This is a genomic window from Candidatus Manganitrophaceae bacterium (assembly GCA_016200325.1).
Classification (GTDB): Bacteria; Nitrospirota; Nitrospiria; order SBBL01; family Manganitrophaceae; genus Manganitrophus.
In genome coordinates this window covers 62,566-79,822 of sequence record JACQEZ010000007.1, presented here as the reverse complement: position 1 = coordinate 79,822, position 17,257 = coordinate 62,566, and the positions used below count along the sequence as shown (strand labels likewise).

General features: G+C 53.2%; 16 protein-coding genes. All 16 read right to left on the bottom strand.

Features of this window, described 5'->3' with window-relative positions:
- Positions 1-4: 4 nt before the first annotated feature.
- The 16 genes from csrA to pseC all read right to left on the bottom strand — a co-directional run bounded on the left by csrA (position 5) and on the right by pseC (position 17,255).
- Complete coding sequence (gene csrA / locus HY282_04755) at positions 5-280, bottom strand: carbon storage regulator CsrA (protein ID MBI3803053.1); 276 nt, start codon at positions 278-280, stop codon at positions 5-7.
- A gap of 16 nt (positions 281-296) precedes the next feature.
- Positions 297-2,312, bottom strand: coding sequence for a hypothetical protein (locus HY282_04750; protein MBI3803052.1), 2,016 nt, complete (start codon positions 2,310-2,312; stop codon positions 297-299).
- Positions 2,296-3,480 carry a hypothetical protein gene (locus tag HY282_04745; GenBank protein MBI3803051.1) on the bottom strand — a complete coding sequence of 395 codons (1,185 nt, stop codon included), beginning with the start codon at positions 3,478-3,480 and terminating at the stop codon, positions 2,296-2,298. Before HY282_04745 ends, HY282_04750 begins: the two co-directional genes overlap by 17 nt.
- On the bottom strand, positions 3,480-4,043 hold the full coding sequence (locus HY282_04740; protein MBI3803050.1) for a hypothetical protein: 564 nt from the start codon (positions 4,041-4,043) through the stop codon (positions 3,480-3,482). Before HY282_04740 ends, HY282_04745 begins: the two co-directional genes overlap by 1 nt.
- A gap of 130 nt (positions 4,044-4,173) precedes the next feature.
- Positions 4,174-4,950: a hypothetical protein gene (locus HY282_04735; protein ID MBI3803049.1), complete on the bottom strand. Its 777-nt coding sequence runs from the start codon at positions 4,948-4,950 to the stop codon at positions 4,174-4,176.
- Between the two features lie 79 nt (positions 4,951-5,029).
- The gene (locus HY282_04730) at positions 5,030-6,337 is read right to left on the bottom strand and encodes a DUF4910 domain-containing protein (protein MBI3803048.1); all 1,308 of its coding nucleotides are present in this window, start codon (positions 6,335-6,337) and stop codon (positions 5,030-5,032) included.
- Positions 6,334-7,410 (bottom strand): hypothetical protein, encoded by a 1,077-nt coding sequence (locus HY282_04725; protein MBI3803047.1) that lies wholly within the window; start codon positions 7,408-7,410, stop codon positions 6,334-6,336. The genes HY282_04730 and HY282_04725 overlap by 4 nt, the downstream gene beginning before the upstream one ends.
- Before the next feature lie 57 nt (positions 7,411-7,467).
- The gene (locus HY282_04720; GenBank protein MBI3803046.1) at positions 7,468-8,457 is read right to left on the bottom strand and encodes a UDP-2,4-diacetamido-2,4,6-trideoxy-beta-L-altropyranose hydrolase; all 990 of its coding nucleotides are present in this window, start codon (positions 8,455-8,457) and stop codon (positions 7,468-7,470) included.
- The gene (locus tag HY282_04715) at positions 8,450-9,037 is read right to left on the bottom strand and encodes a GNAT family N-acetyltransferase (GenBank protein MBI3803045.1); all 588 of its coding nucleotides are present in this window, start codon (positions 9,035-9,037) and stop codon (positions 8,450-8,452) included. Before HY282_04715 ends, HY282_04720 begins: the two co-directional genes overlap by 8 nt.
- An 11-nt stretch (positions 9,038-9,048) precedes the next feature.
- Positions 9,049-9,837, bottom strand: a complete 789-nt coding sequence (gene hisF, locus HY282_04710; protein ID MBI3803044.1) for an imidazole glycerol phosphate synthase subunit HisF — start codon at positions 9,835-9,837, stop codon at positions 9,049-9,051.
- 7 nt (positions 9,838-9,844) lie between these two features.
- The gene (gene hisH, locus HY282_04705) at positions 9,845-10,462 is read right to left on the bottom strand and encodes an imidazole glycerol phosphate synthase subunit HisH (protein ID MBI3803043.1); all 618 of its coding nucleotides are present in this window, start codon (positions 10,460-10,462) and stop codon (positions 9,845-9,847) included.
- Positions 10,459-11,691, bottom strand: a complete 1,233-nt coding sequence (locus HY282_04700) for an N-acetyl sugar amidotransferase (GenBank protein ID MBI3803042.1) — start codon at positions 11,689-11,691, stop codon at positions 10,459-10,461. Before HY282_04700 ends, hisH begins: the two co-directional genes overlap by 4 nt.
- A gap of 34 nt (positions 11,692-11,725) precedes the next feature.
- Positions 11,726-13,786: an aminotransferase class III-fold pyridoxal phosphate-dependent enzyme gene (locus HY282_04695; protein ID MBI3803041.1), complete on the bottom strand. Its 2,061-nt coding sequence runs from the start codon at positions 13,784-13,786 to the stop codon at positions 11,726-11,728.
- A 1-nt stretch (position 13,787) separates the two neighbouring features.
- Positions 13,788-15,179 carry a hypothetical protein gene (locus tag HY282_04690; protein MBI3803040.1) on the bottom strand — a complete coding sequence of 464 codons (1,392 nt, stop codon included), beginning with the start codon at positions 15,177-15,179 and terminating at the stop codon, positions 13,788-13,790.
- Positions 15,176-16,057 (bottom strand): aldo/keto reductase, encoded by an 882-nt coding sequence (locus HY282_04685; protein ID MBI3803039.1) that lies wholly within the window; start codon positions 16,055-16,057, stop codon positions 15,176-15,178. The genes HY282_04690 and HY282_04685 overlap by 4 nt, the downstream gene beginning before the upstream one ends.
- A 37-nt stretch (positions 16,058-16,094) precedes the next feature.
- A complete protein-coding gene (gene pseC, locus HY282_04680; protein ID MBI3803038.1) occupies positions 16,095-17,255 on the bottom strand; it encodes a UDP-4-amino-4,6-dideoxy-N-acetyl-beta-L-altrosamine transaminase in 1,161 nt (386 codons plus the stop codon).
- Positions 17,256-17,257 lie beyond the last annotated feature (2 nt).

The following is a 17,257-nucleotide window of genomic DNA, read 5'->3' as shown; positions in this document are numbered from 1 at the left end:
TCTCCTATGAAAGTTCATTATTTGTTAAAGGGCTCTTACGGTTCATCTTGAACGATTCCGGCTTTGCGTTTTTTAAGATCTCCCGGATGTTTTCTGGGAGCACTCCTGCCTTTTTATTTTCATCCTGTATTTTGGAGAAAACCTCCTGCCGATGGATCGATGTATGAGGCGGCGCTGCGATGCCAAGTTTTACGGCCCCTCTCTTAATTTCTACGACGATCACTCGGATTTCCTCTCCGATTACGATTTCTTCGCCCAACTTCCGTGTCAGGACCAACATAAGAAGCGCTCCCGCATCAAACCTTCAGCAAATCCTTTGCGAAGTGGATAAAATCTTCATCTTTCGGAAGCTGTCCGACCCATTTCGCAAAAAACTGGACCCTCCGCTTCCAAACCTCATCCGAATCGGAGACTTCATCACCAGAAGTCTGATTGAAAGACTCTCTAAACAGAATGCCAAGACATTCAGGAAGATATTGTGCGGGATGACCCTTCTCCCTTGCTGAAAGGCAAAAATCGACCTCGGTCAGATGATTCGAAATCCCTTCATCAAATCCTCCGAGCGATTCGAAAAGAACCCGCGCGATGCCGATGATCCCCCCTCCCACAAACTCGGGACGCTGAGATGGCGCCGGGCCCTCAGACGTGATCCGATAAGGGGCCGCGTTGAAATCAAATGCCATTCCGAGACAATAGGCGGTCAGGTCGATATTCCGGATCGGTACTCCTGCGACACCGGCCTGAATGGCATCTTCAAAACCGGCTCCTTTGACGTAGAGAACCCCCGGCTTCATAAAAATAAGCCGGTCGCCGGTGGAATGCTCCGCCCCCAGATTGTAAAGAAACGGGAGTCGGTCATCCTGCACCTCTACCAACCGCACATCACCGGAGAAAGCAGGGAGGAATCGTTTCATCTCCTTATCGTTCACGACCACCACGACTTCCCAATCGGGCCATTGGACATTTTGCGCGAGCGATGTCATTGTTGCTAAAAGCGCTTCCGGATCGGTGCCGGAAGGGACGATTATGCTGACGCGGTGTGCAATCGTCTTTTGCGGCTTGAGGCGTTTCGGTTTTGCGCGCCCATTTCTCGCATTAAAAATTGTCCCCATTACTTCAATGGCCCTCTCGACGGATCGACCGTCAAGCCGATAAAAATACTCCTTCAGATACTGATCCACCTTTTCCGACACCTCCGGCGGGACGCCGTTTTTAATGGTATTCAGCAGATTCGACCAATTTCCAGGGGGAAAGGCGGTTTGCGCGATTCCCATATTGACATAATAGTCATCCAAGGTATCCGATGTCGGAAGGGCAAAGAGCGGTTTTCCGAAGGCGACCGCCTCGATCGCCAAGGTGGTCTTTCCCAACGTCACACAATAGTCCGAGACGGCAATGAGTTTATAAGGATCGTACATGTAATAAAGAATGGCCGACGGAAAGATCTCCTTAAACATCTCCTCAACTTTTTCATAGGCTCCTTGAAACACGTTCGGATGCCACTTAAAAATAAGAACCGCTTCCGAATCGAGCTGGTCCAAGCCCTTTAAGAACTGCATCCAGACCTCCCGATCGGCAATCCCTCCATATTTAATATCGACCAGGAAAAGAATCACCTTCTTGTCCTGCGGGATGGAAAGCTCCTTCTTGAGTTTGTGCACCGCTTCCGGGGAACCATACGTCTTAATGGCACTGTCGATATGCGTGTTTCCGATCAAAAACATTTTGTCGTCCGAACAGCGATACCCCTTTAAGACCTCCTTCGTCTTATTCCCCCACAACAAATCGACATCAGAGTACTCGGTATGGACGACGAATCCGATATAGTCGTTGTAGTAGTCCCCTTCCTGAAAGGTCACAAACGGAACCTTTTTTTTCCGGGCCAGATCCCCAATGATCTGCCCCCATCGATTACATTCATGGTGGGCGATGAACATGTCGGGTTTTTCAACCTCGATATACTTCTCCATGCAGAAGTACTCCTCGACGAGTGAATCGAAAAACCATGCCTGCTTGAACAAGGACCATCGGCCGAAACCATCCCATTTATAAACGGTGTTCTTCCAGAGATCCGACAGCGCCATGTGGGTCTCTCGCACCTTTCTTCGCACGTCTTCCGTCATGTAGTCGGTAAAATACCGAAAGGAGAGGTTTCGCTTGATCAAATCTCTCTCAAAGGGATAGTCCGACAAGGGGACGATGAATGAGATTTCTCCTCCCTCCTTCTTAACCTCCTCTCTGAGCGGGATGAAAAAACGGGTATGATGCGGGAGCGCCAGAAAACAAGCGATCTTTTTATTTTTTAACTTCATGGAAATTCCTTGTGAGATGGTTTAACACATCGGCGACCCCAACCCTCTTCTTCTTGGTCTCATAGGCTTTTTTTAAGGCGAGCTTAAGATCCTCCAGACGATTCATGAATTTCACGCCGTTCACATCCGGATGGGGATCGTAGCAACGGTTATAGACCCACGCCGCAATGTCGTATCGCGCCGCAAACTCTAAGGGGACCACATAAGACGGGGAAATCACCACATCGGCGCTCATCGCAATTGGGACCAAACTCTGCTGCTCCACCAAATAAAATTGGCAGCCGATCTTTTTGATCGGATCAAAGAAAAGATCTTTGATGATCTCGTCTTCCTTTAATTCCCGAATGACGAAGTCCCGTTTGATCAAAAACAGCACCGTCGGAATTTTCGACTCCTCAATGGCCTTGAAGATTTCAATGATTTGCGGCCTGAGTTTCCCGTGATTGCAGACGACGACGGCCAACTGATCCCGACTGACTTCCACCTTAGAGTTGTAGAGGTGGTTTTTGTAAACATCCTCGATGGTGGAAAGAGAGTAGATATCCTTCTCCTCCGTCAACAGATGAACGTTGTCGGGAGGCATCCCCATCTTGATATGGAATTCCCTTTCAAATTCTCTTCGAACGAGAATTGCATCCATCAACTTAGGCATTAATTTGACACCGCTAAAGACGGGATAAAGTTGATAGCCGACAACCTTGACCCCCGCTTCCTTCGCCATAAACAGCAAAGTGGTGTAAAAGGTATCGGTCTCCTCCCAGGGCGAATCATCGTGGGACATCAATGGAATCATCATCACATCGGCGTCGACCGCTTGGATTTCGGGAAACGAGCAGGTCGAGATATGCCCCCAAAAGTCATCAAACGCGGCGGCCTTCCATATTTTGAAGTCGGTGTTCGGAAGGTAGAGATCATCGGTGTATTGCACGAATATTTTTGCGAGATTGTCGCGGTAGTCAAAATCGAGCGGAAGAAACTTTGGCTCGACATAGGCGACCGTCAGGTTCGGATTCGAACTGAGCCTTTTCTGAATGTCGTCATAAACCGTTTTGGAATTCGTGATCGCTTCGACTCGAAACGTCTTCGACAACGACTGAATTAAATGCGTGACTCTCCCTTGAGTGGTTTCATAATCTCTATCGCCGATGGGAAGTAACACCTTTTTCATCAGTGCTCCTGTTGATTTCGTTGGCCGTCGACCTGAATCATCACTTCATGCGCTTTTTTGAGCCATTCACTTTGGGCCGCCTGAGATAACTTCTGGACCAATTCTCTTATCTCGGCCTGCTGAAGCGCAAGGCGATAAGAAGTCGGAATCAGATTTTCATAGACCTCTTTTAGCGCTCCCTCATGGGCATATCGATACCCATACACCGTCTCTTCCCCACTTCCCTTCGCCAACAAGTAATGGATAATCGTCTCGAGCATTTCGTCATATCTTTTTTGATCCATCAGGAGAAGCGCCTTGAGAAAGAGGAGGTCGAGATGGTCTTTTTTGGCCGAAAGCCCCTGGTCGACATATTGGCAGGCCCTCTTGAAATCGGCTTGTTCCAGCGATAAAAAGGCAAGGGTCGAGACGATTCCCAAATAGACCGGATTGTCTTCCCGCATATCGTCCTGGGAGACCTGCGCGAGCGCCCTCTTTAACGTCTCTTTGGCCGGATCCTTTAAATTCAACTTGAGATAAGAGAGGGCCGATTGATAATTGGCCGCATATGATTCAGTCGTCATCTGATGTCCCTTCGACAACGCCCCGGTCAGCGGCGTTCTCTTTTTGAATGTGGACCTTCGATTTCTTCCAAGAACCGCTCCGAGACATTCCGGAGCCCTTCATTTAAATCATCTGACTCAAAGTTCCGCTTCAAATTCGATCATTTTGGGACCGGTCCTGAAAAGTATCAGCGAACACCTTCAACCGCTGATACCGTTGTACCGTCTTCCTCGGAATATCAAAGAAATTATAATAATCCCCGCCGGAGCGGACGGAATAAAAAGAATAGAACCGCTGACACTCATTCAATCGAATGAACCCGGGCTCGTCCTCTTCGGGCCGATGACTGAAGAAGTCGGGATATCTTTGAAGGAGCTCCTCCGTCTGTTTCGGATATCGGAAAAAGGTCGGGTATTGATCTGAGACCGTTTTGAACTCGAATACACCTTCCTCCGGATAATACATCGGCAGATCGACCGGATGGAGATTCCAGACCCCCTCCGAATCGAGCATGGCGATCTTGAACTTAGAACCCGATTCTATCTCCCTCTTTATCTCATCGATCGACCCCTCTTTCTCCGAATCCCAAACCAGCCTGAACTGATCTCTGACGATCCATTCATGCCTTTTGTATCTTTTTTTACTCATGAGCCTCGCCCCGCGGGTAAAGGGGTTGAAGCTGCAAAAAATCGGACCGATATTGGAGTAGGCGAAGGCCACCTCTCCCCGCCCTTCCGATCCCACCGCATGAAACAGATGGGCCGTCTCCGATTTTCCCCAAAAAGAATCTCCATTGATAATGACATGCGGCAGGTCATACGTCTCGATATGTTCAGGTCGGTTGGACGCCATCGCGTCATCGGGAATCATAAATGTTCTTAATGATCCGCCATCCAGCAGCCGCCGAACAATTTCTTGATTCGTCACAGTGCCCTTCCTTTTGTGTTTCAGATCATCATTCTGCTTAGACGTTCGGAAATGGCCATTGAGAATTCTCAACACGCTGTTACTTACTTAAAGAGACCAGCCCTTTTTCCTCATACTTTTTGACATATTGATAGAGCTTGGCGTAATCGATCTCATGCTTCATCGCGATATCGAGCAGGGTCGTCTTTTCATCAAAATACCGGCAGAGACAATCCATCAGGTAGTTCCATTTTTTTTGATCTTCGGCCACCGTCGGACGGATGCTCGGATCGGCCGTCGAGATGTAAAGATCATACTTCGGGTTGCTCAGGGCGACGAGCCCTTTGAAGTGGCGCTTCAATGTTGTATTCGTCTCGAGGATCTCGAGAATCCCTGAGACGGCCTGGACCGCTTCCTCCAACTTGTCCTCGAAAATGATCCGCTCGTCGTCGAGACTGGAGTGGTACTCCGGATACATCGGATGGGCCCGGGAGAGCGAAATAAAGGGAATCTCGAAACCGGGGGCCTCCCAGACCGTCTCGTCGTTGCCGACCACTTTTCTGAAATCGGCTTCGTGGAAGTCGGAGAAATGACGCGCGAGATAGACCTTCGCCGCCTTGTCGATCAGACTCTCTCCGGTGAACGATTTCTGAAGAGCGAATCGGTTTTGATGGCCGAGCATTTCGAGGAACATCCCTCCCCGAAATGTCTTCACGACCTTCTCGGGGAGATTCTCCAGATAAAAAACGGTTCCCAAGTGCTCCGGCGCGATGATCGCCCGATAGCTGTATCTTCTCTTCTTTCTCTGGGCCAATCGCTTCATGATCTCCACCGTCACCACGATTCCGGAGACATCATCGTTCGCCTGCCCCGCGTGGCAATCATGCGCGTTGAAGAGAATCGTCTCCTGCGTCTCTCCTTCCAGAAAATAATCGAGAACCTTCATCGTCCCCGGTTCGGCGACCGTCTCCAAGATCACTTCGTACTCCCCTCGGTCGAGCTCCTTATAAAGCTGATGGGGGATCGACATCCCCCAGTCCCGCCGCCACGGCTTATAGTAATAATCGCAGTGATAGACCAGCGCCTCCGGAAAGACCGGGTGGTAAAAGAGATGCTCCTTGAGCTCTTCGAGAGAAATTTTCCCTGTAAAGGAAGTGGAATATCCGATCACCCCCAGCGGATGCTTCATCCCATCATAGATGACCTTTCCGTTCTTCTTGATCTCGGCCCGAACCGCCTTCCACTTTTGCGGAACGGTCCATCCGTTGTGCTCCAACCCCGATGCATATTCATGGATCTGAAACGGCAGGACTCCGCGGAGAATCTCCGCCGCCTTGTCGGTGTCTTCCGACACCGGAGCCAGTCGAAGGGGGTAGATCTTTTTAAGAAGGTCAAACATCTCGCTCATTCTTCTTCCTCCGTCGTACGCCGAGTAGCCTGCTCTTCGACCAGACCGGCCGCGTTATATTCCGCGCTGTATTGCATCGCCTCTTCCAGGGTCTTTATCGGCGTGAAGAATCGCTGACCGACCCTCAGTTTGGGAATGAGATCGGCCCCGGTTTCGTCCGACACCTTGCGGACCACCAATGCCCCCTGCCGAGTCGCAACGAAGACCGAACGGTCGGCGATCCGATAGATCAGCCCCGACATGAAAGGATGAAATGTCCCGTCGCTATCCTCGGCCTGGCACCGTTTCAGAAAAACCCGCCGGCCGTTTAAATAGCTCGATGCCCCCGGATAGGGGTCATCAAAAGCAGCGATCATCGTCTCAATTTCATCACAGCTCCACGACCAGTTGATCCACCCGTGCCGGAGGGTGTGGAGCCTGGGAAAATAGGAGCTGAAGTTCTCCTGGAGCTTCGCCAGTCCGAATTCTTTCCCGGCCTGGACTTCTTCGAGGAACGCGCAGAAGAGCTTAAGCCCTTCTTCATGCGCGGCATCATAATAGTCGTTCGGAATCTTGGCCGACGGCGGGAGGAGATACTCCCTCGACTTTAAGATCTCGCCGGAATCGAAAACGCCCGGGACCATCTCCTCATTGATCACTTGGATATTCCAACAGCCGATCCGATTCTTTCGAAGGATCTGCCAAGTAAAATGCGCCCCACCCCGGTATTGCGGCAGCCGGATCGTCATGAAATCGAAGAGCCTCCCCTGAAAAAGGGCGATCGTCTCCTTCGAAAAGGTATACGCTTCGCCCATCCCGATACCGATCGTCGCATTTGAAACGGCGGACCGAAGCGTCGGCGCGCGATTGATATCGTCCGCGTGAAAGAAAGGGATCTGCTCCTGCTCCAACACCTCTCTTAACGTGGGGCCGATCCCTCCTTCCAACGCCTCTTCCAAGTGTCGCTTCACGGCGAAAAGGGTGGGTTTGATGCCCCGTTTGATCGCCTCTTTCGCAAACGCGACCATCAACGGGCCTCCCCCGAAGAGGACCAGCCGATCGATCGGTCCGATTTTGATAGTCGTTTTTATCATAAAGATGGTTTTTCCTTCCTGACCGGTCGGCTCTCCCGTGTCATCTTCTAAAATGATCTAAAGTCCCAAAAGGAAATCTCGGACCCGCCCGCTCCCGCCACCGTCGACCAATTTTTTCCCAATCTGGCTTCTTCGCACCCGTTCACCTTTATCTCTCAATCGAATCAGAGAGGCGAGGACTCTCTCAAGCAGCATCCGGCTTTCCCACCATCCGGCATAGTCGATGAAACCGGCACGCTCCCAGCCCATCACATTGTTCAATTGATTCTCCGCCACGGCAATCGACACAGCCGGGACGCCGACCCTCGCGAGTTCATAGAGGGTTTGGCCTCCTGCCGAGACGGCGACATCCGATTCCAGGATGGCCCGCTTCATCCCTTCTCTGTCCGGATAATAATCGAGCTCGGTATGGATGTCTTTCAACCGTTCGATCTCGTTAACCTCCCGGAATCCTTTTCCAATAATCACCCGCTTTTTACAATCGGGGAAAGCATCAATGAGCAGCTTCATGATCTTTGGCGTCAGCCCTCTCACATCGTCTCCACCGAACGTGATCAGAATGCGGCCGACGGTCTCTTTTGCTTCCTCATGCCGAATATTCCAGAATTCCTTATGGAGGAGAATATATCGACTTCCCAACAGATAACTCCGCTCGCTTCCCTGAGGATAATCCATCTCCTCCGCATAGAGGGTTCCATTCACCAACAGCCCCTTCGGATAGGCGATCCGCTGGTAATCGTCGATATAGACCGGATATTTTGCTCTCTTGGAGATGATTTCATAGATCTCGATTCCGGCGAGATAAGAGTCGATGACGATGATCTCCGCGCTTTCCAATAAGGAAGTAAGTTTTTGCAGATCGCTCCGCCAGGGCATGATCCGGTATTGCCTCCCCTGAAGAAGCCCTTCCACACTTTCATCCCCTTCCACGATAAATTCCGTAGAAATCCCCCGTTCCTCAAACGCCTGATAGAGCGCCGTGCATCGTGTGATGTGGCCGAAACCGACGTCCCGGCCTCCTTCCGTCAGGATCAAGACATTAATCATCGTGCCAATCGCCTCCCCCATTACAATCCGGTCGTATCAAGCCTAATAGAATGTCATCGACATAGAGGCCATTGGCGTAGAATTGTCCTTTTCGAACTCCTTCCACGACGAAACCGGCCTTTTGAAACGCCCGGGCCGAACCTTCGTTGGTACCGTAACAGCCGGCGTTCACCTTGTGAAGATTCAAAACGTTGAAGGCATAATCAGAGATCAGATGGATCGCCTCGGTCGCATACCCTTTCCCCCAACAATCTTTCTCACCGATGAGAACGCCGATATCGGCGATGCGATGAATCCACTCGATCGGACCCAGTTTGATATTGCCAATGTGGCGCTCTCCCTCTTTCAAAATAATCGCAAGAAAAATATTATCTCGATCACCCTGTTTTCCGGAGACATACTCCTGGAGTTTCTCCAGCGAGTTCGGAAAGAACCGGCTCTCCAAAAACTGGGTCACCTCAGGATCATTCATCCAACGGTGGTAGCGTTCGTTGACATCCGAGGAGCGCACCTCGCGGAGATAAATCCGCTTTCCTTCCAGGAACCGGCCTGATTCTGTGTGAGCGGAACTCTTTTTCATCACTTTTTATCCTATCGATGCATCCGGATCGGGATCCCTGCATTCCGGATCTGAGAGCGGGTCTGCATCGGATTCTCATCCTTAAAGCAGAAATAGGTTCCCGCCGCGACGGCATCAGCCTTCCCGCGCTGAAAACCGTCGACAAAATGGGACGCCGCGCCGCACCCTCCCGAAGCGATCACCGGAATCGAGACCGCCTCGGCCACCGTCCGGACCATTTCTAAGTCGACTCCGCCGCGCATGCCGTCCCGATCAATCGACGTCAGCAGGATCTCGCCCGCACCCCGCTTCTCCGCTTCGACCGCCCAGGTGGCCGGATGGAGATCTGTCTTCAATCGCCCTCCCTTAATCCAGACCGCGGACGCCCCTTCCTGGTCCATTCGATAATCGATGCTTAACACGATACATTGCGCGCCGAAGATATCGGCCGCTTCATTGATCAGATCGGGGGTCTCGACGGCGGCGGTGTTGATGCTCACCTTATCCGCCCCACTGGAAAGAAGGTCTCGGAAATCGTCGATCGACCTCACCCCGCCCCCGACCGTAAATGGCATGAAGATCTCCTCGGCCGCGCGACGAACCACTTCCAGGGTCGGCTTTCGCCGGTCTGCGGAGGCGTCGAGGTCGAGGAAAATCAACTCGTCGGCCGCCTGGGCCTCATAGATCTTCGCCTGTGAAACGGGGTCGCCGATCTCAAAGACCGCTTTGAATTGACGGGTGGTCACCAACACTTTTCGATCCGATCGGCCGTGGGTGGTCGTCTTCATCTGTAATTTCGGAATCAGTCGGCGCTTCAGCATCGATCGCTCACGGTTTCCAATGGAGAAAGTGTTCAAGAACTTTCAGACCATACTCTTGGCTCTTTTCCGGATGAAACTGCGTCGCGAAAATATTGTCCTTCCGAATGGCAGCGGTGACCGACCCGCCATAGTCACAAGTTGCTTCGACACTCATTTCATCGTCGCATTTCACGAAATAAGAATGAACGAAGTAGAAGTCGGGCGCCGGGGGGAGGGTCTTAAAGAAGGGACTCTCCGACCGGTAACAGACCTCGTTCCAGCCGATCTGCGGAACGCGAAGCGTGGCTGGATGCGGATCCAGACGGACGACATCGGCCGCCAGCCAACCGAGCCCGCAATGCTCTCCCCCCTCGAAGCTCCGTCGCGCCATCGCCTGCATTCCAAGACAGATGCCGAGGATCGGCTTTCCCAACCGCAGCACCGCCTCTTCCAGCGCCTCGGCCAGCCCCCTCTTTTTAAGATTCATCATGCAATCACGAAAGGCGCCGACCCCGGGAAGAACAATCCGCTCTACTCCTTTCAGATCCTCGCCATCGCGGCAGAGGGTCACCTCCGCCCCGACCATTTCCAGCGCATGGCGGACCGAGAGCAGATTTCCCATTCCGTAATCGACGACGCCGATCATCTCGCTTCTGGCTCCACTGACCTTTCTTGAGTCTGGCTCCGCTGCTGCCACCGATGGAGTTGACCCTCCGCTTCTTTCCGCGACAGCCCCCCCTCTCTCGGCCAGAGATCAAAATCGTGGACCTTTTCTCCGGAAAGGACCTTCAGCGGGTCATGCTCGTGGGGGGAGACGACATGGCTGAGGGCCACCTGGATGAACTCCGCCTCGCTCAAGCCGATATACTCTAGAAATAGATCGAGGCTGGGGGGGCGCTTTCCTTCGTATTGCCCGATCAAGTCCAACGCTTCTTCCCGACTCATTCGATGATTCCGAATGTCGAGCGAGGCAAGATGAGCGGGACGGGTATAGCCCCGCTTGATGAATTTGATGTAATCGCGGACCCCCTGCATATAACATTCGATCTTTTCATAGCCATACGCGGGGGGAACATTCTCCACCGCATCTCCACACCAACCGAGCTCCTCTTGAATGATCTTCGACTGCCGCTTCACATCCCAAGGGATATAAGAGCCGAGGCAGACCGATCGATAGTGGATCTTACGCAGCTCCTTCAGAGGAGGATAGGTGAACGGCTTCAGATCCCGCTCGTCGACCGTTCCTTTCAGCCGGACCAGCATGTCTTGTGCGGTCATTCCGAGGTTAATATAGCGATTAAAGCGCTTCTCATCGACCTCTTCAGCCTGATCGTAGCTGTAATAGGCGGTATATTCCGACGAAGGCTCTCCCCACATCACCAGCGGAACGTTTTGGCGGAGCGCCACCCACATCGGATAGGCGAAAATGCCGGTATGGCAATGCCAGCAGAAGTCTCCTTTCTCCAGAAAGGTCTGGAGCATCAGCTTTTGAACCACTTTCCAGTTCGGGGTGAAGTGGTGGAAGTCAACCCCGAGCTTCCGGAGGGTTCGGCGGGTATTTTCCATTACGTTCGGTCTGAGGAACCCATGATCGAACCGGACGACGAGCGGCCGAAGGCCATACTCTTTGACCAGGTAGTAGAGGGTCCAGGTGCTGTCTTTCCCGCCGCTGAAGGGGATGATGCAGTCATAGTCCGCCTTCCCCCGATGCTCCGCGATCAGCGCATCGAGCTCCTTCTTTTTCAGCGTCCAGTCGATCTGGGTCTGCTTGTACTCCTGCTGGCGGCAGATGTTGCAGACCCCTTCCGCGTCGAAGGTGATCGTCTCATGGGTCTCCGGAAGAACACACCGGCTGCACCGTCTTAATTCCGCCATTTCACTTCTCCCAAGCCCTTTAAAAATACGCCGTCTATACTTTCCGAAAGACCGGCTCCAGTGGACGCCCTTCGAGCATTTCGTCGAGCATCTGATATTCGAGGGTGTATTTCAGGATCTCCATCACCTCATCGTAGACCGACAAGAGCCGTTCTATCTTCTCCTGATCGTGCGGCAGGGAAATGTTGTGTCCCCCGGTGAAGAGAATTCCCCGCTTGACGCACTCTTGCTGGAAAAGGGTTTTCATCTTGAGGACTTCTTTCTCTTCCCCTTTAAAACCGAGCACCGTTCGAATCGGATAGCCGTCGATCGAGAGAACTCCTTCGAGGCCTTTCTCCCGAATCTGCCGGCCGATCCCCTCCTTCAGCTTTTCCCCCTGCTTCCAGAGGAAGGGGGTGACCTTTTGCTCGAGGAGGTAGTGGATCGTGGCAAGCGCCGCCGCAAGGGAGAGGGTCTCCCCGCCAAAGGTAAAGGAGAAGAAGATCTCATCGAGGAGCTTCATCAGATCGCGCTTTCCAACGATGGCGGAGACCGGCATTCCATTCGCCATCGCCTTTCCGACGCAGGTGAGGTCCGGGGTCACGCCGAAATAGGCCTGCGCGCCACCGATATCAAACCGGAAACCGGTGACCACCTCATCGAAAATCAGAACCGCCCCCTTTTGCTCGGCCAGTTTTTTCACCTTCGAGAGAAAGTTTTTCTGCGGCGCTTCGAGGCTGACCGGCTCCAGGATCACGCCGGCAATCTGATTCGGATAGCGGTCGAAACAGCCTTGAAGGCTCTCGATCTGGTTGTATTGAAATGTGATCGTCTTTTTCTTCACCTCTTCCGGAATGCCGAGGCTCCGGGTCGTCGTCGCGATATACCAGTCCTGCCAGCCGTGATCGCCGCAGCAGGCGATGACCTCCCTTCCGGTCGCGGCCCGCGCCAATCGCACCGCGGCCGAGGTGACGTCGGAGCCATTCTTCCCGAATCGGACCATTTCAGCCGATGGGATGACCTGCGTGAGGAGCTCGGCCAGGTCATACTCCAGATGATGCGGAAGGGTGTAGGTCGATCCCTTTCGCAGGGTCGCCTCCATCTCCCGGTTCACCGGCTCGAACGCATAACCGAGGAGACAGGCGCCCAGGCCCATCGTAAAATCGATAAATCGGTTGCCGTCGAGGTCGGTGAGAAACGCCCCCTTTCCTTCGCGCACAAAGAGCGGGGCGGCCCCGACGCTGAATTGAAGGTGCGATTTGCTGAAGGTCTGCGAGCCGGTCGGGATGATCTGCATCACCTTCTCGAATTGGGAGAGGCTCTTCTCGAGCCGGAGCGGCTTTCCTTTCATTCCGAGAATGGCCGCCTTGTCCCCCTCCAGCGAACGTCGATACCCTTCGTTCGGTATGATGTGCTTCGTCTTCTCGATCAGCTGCGGATGCGCCTTGATGAGCTTGGCCACATCGGTATAAGTAAAATCGCTCCCGAGCTGTTTAATGATCGATTCAAGAACCTCGGCATCTTCCCTGTAGTCTAAACTGAGATGAATGTGGGAGAGATCTTCCTCCCCATAAGGAAGAAGCACGGTGTTGAATTGCTTTGACCGCCGGAGATAGGGCCCGACATGCTCCCGTTCCGACGGCACCTTTGCCTCCGAATCGGCTTTCAAAATTGCTTTTCCGGTCATCACCTCGATATCAAACCCGTCGATAATTTTAGTCAGGAGAAGATAATCGGGCTTGAGGAGATCGAACTGGGTAAGCGCATGTTCAATCAGTCGAGGATCGGTGAGGAGGCAATCCCCGGTGATCCGGACCACCGTGTCGAGCCGATAGGCGCGGACCGCTTTGGCGAAACGCCCGAGGACATCCTCCACACTTCCCCGGATCACCTGCCAGCCCCGCCGCTGAGCGATCTCGGCCAGAGGATCGTCTTCCTTCTCCTCGGTCGTCGCTAAGATCCGCTGGTCTATCGTAATATGGGTATTGTTTTCGGCGATCTTCTCGCACCGGTCGAAGACCCATTCCAGCGCCGGCCGCCCGAGCAACGGGTGAAGCATCTTTCGAGGATAGCGACTGGAGCCGTTCCTCGCTTGAACCACCACCGCACGCGGCATCTCAGCAGACCTCCAACGAATAAAGCTTCGCCCCTTCTACAGAGACCTTCAACGTAATCTCTCCCTTTACCCCGGTCCGAATGCAATGATCCGAGGCATCGAGCCCTTCGATCCGGTACAACCCGATCGACCGGCCTCCCTTCATCAAATCGATCATCACCCTTCCCTGGGTGGCATCTGTATTGATCTCGATCGTTCCTTTTTGAGAGTCCAGCGGTTTGGTTGTCATCACCCCCTTTGACCCGGTCGCATAAACAAATCCGTCTTTCCTTAATGTCGCCAGGCCGACGCTGAACCGATGGCTCCCTTCATCGTACCGGAGTTGGGCATTCCCGATGCCATGGCTGAAGTTCGATCCTCCATAATAGAGGTCGATTCTCTCCTTTCTGAAGAGCGGAAGGTTGGCGGTGGTAATCATCCCCGAATCCCACCCCGACGCGCTGAGGGGGATGAACGGCTCGTCCGAGAGACGTGACCACTTCTTCCCATCGGGACTCGTTGCGAGAAAGACCTCTATTTTTCCCTCGTGGGTTCCTTTTGCAAATTCATAATTCAAGTAAAAGAGCCAGAGCAGTCCAAGATAGCCCCGGCCGTAATTGAACCCGCAAAGCCCGTAGAAGTCGGCCCATTTGAATCCGCGCGCAACCGCCAGCCGATCGTCCGCTTCAGAGGGGGTCCAAATCGTTTCCGGTTGGGACCACCGGATGAAATCGTCGCTTTCGGAGTAGCCGACCGATCGCCGGGTTCTCTCTTCATGATCAATGACGTAGGTTTTGACATGCGCGACGAATTTCTTTTTTAGAGGGTCCTTGAACACGGGCGAGACATCGCTGACCCAGGTTTTCTTGGTTTTGGGATTCGGAAATCGCATCAGCGGGATGACCGGGTTCCCCGCATACTCTTTGAAGCGGATCCCATCTCGTGAAAACGCGACCTGATAACCTTTGTCGGTGAAGCCAAAGAGTTTATAAGGAGCGGTCGGATCATCGGCATCGTAGATGACGCTCGGAATGTGATAGGTTGAGACGATATTCGTTTTCCAATAGCCGGGACTCCCACTCCTGAACTCGCTCTGATCCTTTCCCCCTGTCCCTGGCATCGGATAAAGCTGCTTCTCATCAACCCGCCACTTGTTTAAAAGGGGCTTCTCCCATATTTTTCCATCTCGGGAGCGGGCATAGTTCACGAAGAAATAATCTTCCGTAGTATACGATTGATACCACATTCGAAGTTGCCCTTCTCTCTCCAAGACTGAGCCATAGAGATAGGCATGAATTCCCTCCCACGGGTATTGCGGAAAGAGGACCGGTCCCTCCTTCCGGATCGTCCCTTGCTTGAGCGCTACCCCTTTGATCGAGGCAAAAGGGGTCATATCGGGGAAGAGGATCTTCATCGATTCCATCGATAGGGGAGGAGGATCTCTTCATCCCCGACCTCCAAGTCGGCGAGTTGATCTTCGACTTGGTGATATCGGGTGAGATTCTCTTGGGTGAGGGCCTGAAGGTTGGTCTTCAAATGATCCGCGGAGTCGACGCCGATCACCACCGCATCAATCTTCGGCTGCGTTGCGACGAAGGTGAGTGGAAGCCACTCCGGACGCAAACTCGATTTTTCTGAAAGGTCGCGAATCTGCATGACCTTTTCCCTCGCTCCGCTTAGTTTCCCCTCGAACGCTCCCTCCGGCATGAAAAAGAGTCCCTGCAGAAAGACCGAGCGTGCCATCAGGAAGGCCCCCTCCTCTTTCAGTCGCTCCAGGAGACTCCCCTTCAGAAATCGCCTATCAAAAAGGTTCAGTGGAAATTCAATCGTCAGGCTTCCTTTAAAATCGCGGGCGGACTGCATCGCTTCTTCCGGGTGATAGACGGAGAGACCGCATCGTCCGATCACCCCTTCCTTTTGGAGGGACTGAAGGACCGGGAGGATCACCGCTCCGGCTCGTCGATACATTTCATAGGAGTGAAGGAGGAGAACATCGATCGATTCGATGTTCATTGCGAGCATCGAGTCGTTGATCTCTCTTTCCACTTCCCTTGAATTCTTGTATTCCTTCGATGGCAGTTTGGTGATCACCTGGAATCGCTGCCCCCGGCTTTTGAAATAGTCTCCGAGCACCCTTTCGGCATCCCCGTACGCCTTAGCGGTATCGATTCCCCATACCCCCTCCGATTCCGCCGCTCTGAGGATTTGGAAGACCTCCTCCCGGCTCAGCTTTTTTCCGTTTGCAATCCCATACGACAGACCGAAATTGGCGGAGCCGAGAATCCACTTCATGCGCATGCCTTCCTGACTGGAAATAAGCGTCGCCGCATTATGCATGGACGCGGCAGACCCGATCGACCGTTTCAATGACGTAAGCCACCTCTTCCGGAGACATCGTCGGGAAGAGCGGAAGGGAGATCTCCCTTTGATAGAAATCTTCCGCCGCTGGACAGAGGCCTTTCGGATATCCCATCTTCTGATAGACCGGATGCCGGTAAACGGGAAGATAATGAACTTGAACCCCCAGGCCTTGCTCCCGAAGGTGATGGAAAATCTCTCGCTTTCGCGCCTTGAGAGAATCTTTCAATCGGATCGGATAGAGATGGTGCGAAGAGACCGCTCCGGAGGGTTCCATGGGAAGATCAAAATAGGGATTCCCTTTGAATGCGGTCTGATAGAGCGCGACGATCTCCCTTCTTCTTGCGACGAACCGGTCCACTTTTCGGAGCTGAGAGACGCCGAGTGCGGCTTGGAGATCGGTCATCCGGTAGTTGTATCCGATCTCCTGAATCTCATGGTACCAGGCACCGTGAGAGGGTTCTTCAAAATGGGTCCGCTCGATCCCATGGGATCGCAGCCGTCTCAATCTTTGAAAATACCCTTCGCTATTCGTGAGAACCGCCCCTCCCTCTCCGCTGGTAATGGTCTTCACCGGATGAAAACTGAACACCGTCATGTCGGAGAGGGCGCCGATTTTTTTACCGGCATAAGAGGCACCCAGCGCATGGCAGGCGTCCTCGATCACGATCAGCCGGTGTCGCTCGGCTATTTTGGCGATCGACTCCATGTCGCAAGGGGTCCCTGCGAAGTGGACCGGGACGATTGCTCCGAGATGGGCCCCTTTCAATTGAAAAGTGGAAAGGGTCTCCTCAATCCGAGATGGATTTAAGTTATATGTGGTCGGATCAATATCGGTAAAGAGCGGCTTTGCTCCAAGATAGAGCGCCGCGTTTGCGGTTGCCGCGAATGTATTCGGAGAGGTCAGCAGAAGGTCGCCCGGTTTCAAGCCTGCCGCCTGATAAGCGAGATGAAGTGCGGCCGTGCCGGATGAGCAGGTGACGGCATATCGGGCCCCGCAGTAGGCCGCGAGCGCCGCTTCAAAAGAATCGACCGTCGGACCCTGGGTCAACCAATCGGAACGGAGCACATCCACGACCGCCTGGATATCGTCTTCGTCGATGGTTTGCCGCCCATAAGGAATCGTCCGCATAG